Genomic DNA, 6,335 nt, shown 5'->3' with positions numbered 1-6,335 from the left:
TGCTCGGCAGCATCGATGCCAACCGCGGCAACCCGCAGAACGGCTGGGATACCGACCAGTTCCCGACCGACCTGTACGACACCGTCGGCGCGATGCTGGTGGTGCTGCGCCAGGGCGGGCTGGCACCTGGCGGGCTGAATTTCGATGCCAAGGTGCGCCGCGAGTCGTCCGATCCGCAGGATCTATTCCTGGCACACATCGGCGGCATGGACGCGTTCGCCCGCGGGCTGGAAGTGGCCAATGCGCTGCTGACCTCCTCGCCGCTGGAGCAGTGGCGCGCCGAGCGCTACGCCAGCTTCGATAGCGGTGCCGGTGCCGACTTTGCCAATGGCAGCAGCACGCTGGTGGATCTTACCCAGTACGCGGCCGGCAACGAACCCAAGCAACTCAGCGGCCGCCAGGAAGCCTACGAGAACCTGATCAACCAGTATCTGACGCGTTGATGTCCCGTGGCCGGCGGCGCAGTGCGCGTCGCCGGCCGATGTCGGCCGCCTCCGTGGCCGCTCCTTTGCATGCTTCCAGGTGAACCCATGTCCAGTGTCTCCATAGACGGCGCCCCCGATGCCGGCGAGAACACCCGTTTTATCGTCCTGATCAGTTGCGTAGCCACGATCGGCGGTTTTTTGTTCGGTTTCGATAGCGGCGTGATCAACGGCACTGTCGATGGCCTGAAGCAGACCTTCAATTCCAGCGCCGCCGAGACCGGGTTCGAAGTCGCCTCGATGCTGCTGGGTTGCGCCATTGGCGCCTTCTTCGCCGGCCGTCTGGCCGACCGCTGGGGCCGCCGCGCGGTCCTGATCATTTCTGCGGCACTGTTCCTGCTCTCGGCCATTGGCGCCGGTGCCTCGCACAGTTCCGGCTTCTTCATCTTCGCCCGCGTGATGGGCGGCTTTGCGGTAGGCGCGGCCAGCGTCATCTCGCCGGCCTACATCGCCGAGGTCGCCTCCGCGCGCTATCGCGGCCGGCTGGCCACGATGCAGCAGATCGCCATTATCAGCGGGCTGTTCTGCGCGTTCCTGAGCAACTACCTGCTGGCCAACGCCGCCGGTGCCTCCACCGAGCCGTTATGGGCCGGGCAGGCCGCCTGGCGCTGGATGTTCTGGATGCAGGCGGTTCCCTCGCTGCTGTTCCTGTTGCTGCTGCTGGTCATTCCGGAGAGCCCGCGCTATCTGGTGGTCAAGGGCCGCCGCGATCAGGCGCTGGTGGTGTTGAAGCGCCTGTACGGCAACGCCGCCGCGCAGACCAAGCTGGCCGAGATCTCGGCCTCGATGTCGGCCGACCAGCACAAGCCCAAGTTCTCCGACCTCATCAACAAGGCCACCGGCAGGATCCGCCCGATCGTCTGGATCGGCGTGGGCCTGGCGGTGTTCCAGCAACTGGTCGGCATCAACGTGGTGTTCTATTACGGCGCCGTGCTGTGGCAGGCGGTGGGTTTCTCCGAACAGGACGCGCTGCTGATCAACGTGCTCTCCGGCGGCCTGAGCATCGGCGCCTGCCTGGTCACGGTGATGCTGGTCGACAAGATCGGCCGCAAGCCGCTGCTGTGGATCGGCTCGGCCGGCATGGCGGTCTCGCTGGCCCTGGTGACCTATGCCTTTGCCACCGCCTCGCTGGACCCAAACGGCAAGCTCGCCATGTCCGATGCCATGGGCATGCTCGCGCTGGTGGCCGCCAACGTCTACGTGGTGTTCTTCAATGCCTCGTGGGGCCCGGTGATGTGGGTGATGCTGGGCGAGATGTTCCCCAACCAGATCCGCGGCTCGGGCCTGGCCATTGCCGGCGCCGCGCAGTGGACCTCCAACTTCGCCATCACCGTCAGCTTCCCGATCCTGCTGGGCAGCATCGGCCTGGCCGGCGCCTACGGCATCTACACCGTCGCCGCGTTCATCTCGGTGTTCTTCGTGCTCAAATACGTCTACGAGACCAAGGGCAAGGAGCTGGAGCAGATGGAGGGCTGATCTGCTCCGTTGTGCCGATATCGGCATGGAAGTCGCAGAAGGCCGCGCATTGCGCGGCTTTCTGCGTTAATGCCTCGACTAGGATCTTGCCGATGTCTCGTACGCATGCATCGCCGCAAGCGTCTCAATCGAGCTAGCTGTCATCGTTGAGGTGGATCGTGCGCCTACTGACGCAGTGCTCGTGACTGCCTGCTGCTCTGGCCTGTGTTGCGCGCCTGAGATGCCAAGCCGCCTGATTGCCGTCCGGCCCGATGCACCAGTAGAGTGCAATGCAGTCTTCAACAGCGATAGCCGCTTAGCAGCGCACCGACTCTTTTTGCAAATTGTGCGCCACCGCTATACTCCAACAGGCAGTTTCCCTCCAGACTAGGGCGAATCGTGGAACCAAGGAGTGGTGGTATGGCAGTAGTAAGGGAAATCTTAAGGGGCGCGCTGGTTAGCGCTTGCTATTGCCTAGCATTCCTGTCGCTCTGGTATTGCTCCATCGACCAGTGGTATCTGCCTGTCGGGTTGCGTGTTGTAACCCTGCTATTCAGACCTTATCGCGAGTGGCCATTCCTGTTGGTAGGAGATGCAGCTGCAATGCTTTGGCTGCGTGTTCCGCTCTCGCAGCATCAGGGATACGACTTGACTTGGGCATACATAAGTCCACTTGTTCATGCCCCTATGATCGCGTTCGTCATTTGGTTGGCACGCCATCATGCCCGTAAGCTGCTTCAGCAGACTCCTTTCTTAATTCCATTGGCGATTGCCATTGGGTTTTTTAATTCATTGTGGAGCATTGTCCTTAATGCGAGCCTCGGTGGGCCGAGCACGGACAATGTCTTGGAATCCCTTACTCGCTATTGGTTGGGAAGCTATCTGGGGATATTGATTTTCTTGCTTCCGGTCATGTTGTGGTCGCCTCAAAAACGAGAGCCGGCGCGCATAGACCTGCCCCGAGATCTTGGACTGTCAGTTGTCGTCATTCTTGTGCTTTTCTATATGCTCGGCTACACGCAGGAGCCATTGCTGCGAAAAATGCTGATGGCTGCACTGATAGGGCCAGCAGTTGTCTTGACACGTCGTCACGGGTGGACAGGGACTGCTCTCGGGACGCTGCTTGCAAACTTCGCTTTGGCAATCACCTTGCCAAAGACATATGAAATTGGTTATTACAATCCGAGCCTGTTTGAGGTTCAGGTTTTCCACGTAGTCATCAGTACCTTTTTATTCGTTTTTGGCGTACGGTTCGTCAGGCCGTTGAAGCGATTTGACACTATTGGACGAATTAAGGCGGATGCTCAAAAGGCCATTCAAGCCAGTTATCTCGCGGCTGAGCGAACACTGCGGGATCGGGTTGTTGAATACTCCGATATCAACGTCCAGATGAATAGGATGCGTAAATCGGTTGTAGCAGATCTTCGGGAGCGTGGTCACCATGCGGCAGCAATGGAGATAACACGCGTGGCTGTTCTAGAATCGCAACTCCTGCATGAATATGTTGCGGCCTTATATCCATTGGAGATTGAAACGCATGGCTTGTTTCGAACGCTGACTTCGGCTGCGTTTGAGAGGTTGAATTCCACCAAGCTCGACTGTCTGTTGCAGGGTGATTGTCAGCAGCTCTCGCTTGGACTGCAGCTCGCGGCTTATCGCTGCACACTCAACGCGTTGGAACTTCTGCCTGCATCCAATAAGCATTTCATCCATGCGCGTGTCTGGCGCGGTAGAGGGGGGCAGGGGATCGTCATGAGAGTGTTTGCCGATACCTCTCTGGTAGATTCCGTACGGCGTGAATCCCCTGAAGATGAACGTGAATTTCGGGCCCGTCTTAAGTCGCATGGCGGCTTGTTTCGCCGCCGCCATGCGTTAGTACTTACCTTCCTTGTGGCCGAGGCATCTGCTGTTACCGCGTCGGAGAGACCTTCCAGCGTTCCACGTTGGCTTGCCGCTCGACATGCACGGTAAAGTGTGCGGTCTGGTACACCATCTGCGGATGAGGGCCTAGCTCTGTCGTAGACGTTGCCGACGAATTTGCCCAAATTGTATTAGCTGCCGGCACTGTCACGCGATCAGCATCCTTGCCCATTGGCAGGACCCAAAGCGCATTGTCAACGCGTGCGACCACCGCTCTGACTCCCCCGGCGACGTCATTGATTTGCAGATAGGTTACGCCGTCACGTTGGAACTCGTAGATCGACCAAGCGGGATCTAAGGTGAGGTTGGCAACTGCTGGGTTCCGTTCCCCCAACCCCATTGTTGCGTTGGCTCCTACACCGCCTGCGCAGCATCCGCCAGTTTGCGCCGAGACTTGGCCTGCTATCAAAGCGCAGGCCAGAACGCACATGACCTTCAACGTATTTGCTTTAATTTCCATGAGTTTCGCCTTCCCCTGCTAGGGACGATTTTGCCTGCAATTCAGGCTCGCCTACGTTACGTCCATAAAGCGGATGGGTGTTGGCGTTTGTGCGGAAATTGCTGACAGCCACTCTGCCTCGCGCGCTTTCGATATGGGGCAGGGCTACCTCAACCTTCCAAGCTTGTCCCAAAATCGTGCTGACTACAGCGCCACTCAAGGATATGCAATGTCAGTTGTTTGACAGCCCCACCCATTACACACGGTTTGGGGGTAGCGAAAAGCCGCATTGATCTCCCTGAGAAGCGTGATTCGCTGAATGTTATAAGCCCCGCCATCGCAAACACGGCCCAGCTCGCTACTAGCGCAACTTTCCTGACTCCATTTTTGAAGACCAAACCGTGGTGAATTAAAGCTTTGGTGCCAAATCCTGGAGCGCACGTTCGAACCACTCAATCGCCTGCTCAAGATGGGCCTGACCCCAACGACGCAAAAATTGCTGAGTGTGGTGGTCGCCGAGGTCGTGCAGGCTCGCGAGACGTCGGGCGATGAAGGAGGCGGTCAGTGGCTGGCCGCAGTCGACCTCGATGCAGTGGCGCCAGGCGGTATAGCTGTCGGGGATGACGGGGGACATCGTGGCTCTTCGGCAAGAGTGAACGTGAGGGTGTAGGCGGAACACAACAGGCTTGCTTTTGCGTCATGAGTGTTACTTTATAACACTTCGTTCCGTCGTTCGTCTGGTCATATCGTGTCGCGCCCCTTTCCAAAGAGCGTTGTTTGCCTGGTCAGCATGCCGAACCTTCCCTGCGCTAAGCGGCGCGGTGGCCGCGTTGAGCCACCGGGGTCGGCCCGATGAGGCGGCGGCAGGTGTTGCGCACCGTCGGCGCAGCCTTGGTGCTGTCGCCGGGCCTTGCCCATGCGCAGTCGCTCCCGGCGCTGCGCAGCTGCAACCTGCAGCGCCAGGGTAGGGAACTGCAGCTTCGACTCGCATTGAGTACGCAGGTCGCCTACCGCAGCTTCAGCCTGTCCAATCCAGCGCGCTTGGTCATCGACTTGCCGGGCGTTTCGACACAGCCACCGCAGGTCGATCCATTGCCTGACGGTCTCGCAGTCGTTGCCATCCGTAGCGGCCCGCATGGCGATGGGCTGCGCGTGGTGCTCGATCTGGTGCAGCCGCTGACAGCCACGGCGCGCTGGGAGGATGGTGCGCTGGTGCTCGATCTTGCTGCTGTGTCCGGTACTGCGTCGTTGTCCGCAGCCGATCCGACCGAGCCGGCCGTTGCGGCGGCTGCGCCCACGCGCTCGCGCCTGCATCCCTACGTGGTCGCCATCGACGCCGGTCATGGCGGCAAGGATCCCGGCGCGGTCAGTGCCGATGCGCGCTACGAGAAGCATGTGGCCATGGCGGTCGCGGGGCGGCTGCACCAGCGTCTGGCGGCCGACCCGCGTTACCGGCCGGCCATGATCCGCAGTGACGATCGCTTCGTGCCGCTGCACGAACGGGTGTTGATCGCCCATCGCCGCAATGCCGATCTGTTCGTGTCCATCCATGCCGATGCTGCGCCCAGCAGCCAGGCGCGCGGTGCCTCGGTGTTTGCCTTGTCGCAGAACGGCGCCAGCTCGGCATTGGCGCGCTGGATCGCCGACAGCGAAAACGCCGCCGACCAGATGGGCGACAGCGCGCGCCGTTTGCGGGTGCCCAGCAACCCGGTGTTGTCGCAGGTGCTGGCCGACCTGTCGCTGAGCGGCACCATCGCCAGCAGCGTGGCGTTCGGCAAGGTGATGCTCGGGCGGCTGCAGCAGGTGACGCGGCTGCATCAGGACGAGGTCGGGCAGGCCGGCTTTGCCGTGTTGAAGTCGCCGGATATTCCGTCGTTGCTGGTGGAAACCGGCTTCATGAGCAATCGCGACGATTGCCGGCGGCTGTGTGGCGATACGCATCAGGACGAACTGGCGCAAACGCTGCACGCCGGTATCGACGATTACTTCCAGATGTTCCCCGGTCGCGCCTGAGGCGCGATTCCCCCATCTCCTTCAAC

General features: G+C 60.4%; 4 protein-coding genes and 1 pseudogene. 4 read left to right on the top strand and 1 reads right to left on the bottom strand.

The genetic code is table 11. From position 1 onward, the window contains the following. The 3 genes and pseudogenes from EO174_RS06520 to EO174_RS06510 all read left to right on the top strand — a co-directional run. Positions 1 to 443 (top strand): annotated as a pseudogene (locus tag EO174_RS06520) (xylose isomerase); the annotation flags it as partial. A gap of 87 nt (positions 444 to 530) precedes the next feature. Beyond that, positions 531 to 1,958 (top strand): sugar porter family MFS transporter, encoded by a 1,428-nt coding sequence (locus tag EO174_RS06515; RefSeq protein ID WP_164740110.1) that lies wholly within the window; start codon positions 531 to 533, stop codon positions 1,956 to 1,958. Between the two features lie 399 nt (positions 1,959 to 2,357). After that, positions 2,358 to 3,908, top strand: a complete 1,551-nt coding sequence (locus EO174_RS06510) for an MASE1 domain-containing protein (protein ID WP_126943198.1) — start codon at positions 2,358 to 2,360, stop codon at positions 3,906 to 3,908. A 797-nt stretch (positions 3,909 to 4,705) separates the two neighbouring features. On the opposite strand, the gene EO174_RS06500 is transcribed toward EO174_RS06510, so the two are convergent. Beyond that, on the bottom strand, positions 4,706 to 4,930 hold the full coding sequence (locus tag EO174_RS06500) for a hypothetical protein (protein ID WP_104648590.1): 225 nt from the start codon (positions 4,928 to 4,930) through the stop codon (positions 4,706 to 4,708). Between the two features lie 218 nt (positions 4,931 to 5,148). Between EO174_RS06500 and EO174_RS06495 the strand changes: the two genes are divergently transcribed. After that, a complete protein-coding gene (locus EO174_RS06495) occupies positions 5,149 to 6,309 on the top strand; it encodes an N-acetylmuramoyl-L-alanine amidase (protein ID WP_126943192.1) in 1,161 nt (386 codons plus the stop codon). Positions 6,310 to 6,335: the final 26 nt, after the last annotated feature.

The sequence above is a fragment of the Xanthomonas sp. BRIP62418 genome (assembly GCF_003993495.1).
GTDB classification, from domain to species: Bacteria; Pseudomonadota; Gammaproteobacteria; order Xanthomonadales; family Xanthomonadaceae; genus Xanthomonas; species Xanthomonas euroxanthea.
Note: the sequence above shows the minus strand (reverse complement) of the source record. Positions and strands in the feature narration are given on the sequence as shown.

Coding starts and splice junctions, on each gene's coding strand:
- EO174_RS06515 (WP_164740110.1), top strand. CDS start 531: ATGTCCAGTGTCTCCATAGACGGCGCCCCCGATGCCGGCGAGAACACC.
- EO174_RS06500 (WP_104648590.1), bottom strand. CDS start 4,930: ATGTCCCCCGTCATCCCCGACAGCTATACCGCCTGGCGCCACTGCATC.
- EO174_RS06510 (WP_126943198.1), top strand. CDS start 2,358: ATGGCAGTAGTAAGGGAAATCTTAAGGGGCGCGCTGGTTAGCGCTTGC.
- EO174_RS06495 (WP_126943192.1), top strand. CDS start 5,149: ATGAGGCGGCGGCAGGTGTTGCGCACCGTCGGCGCAGCCTTGGTGCTG.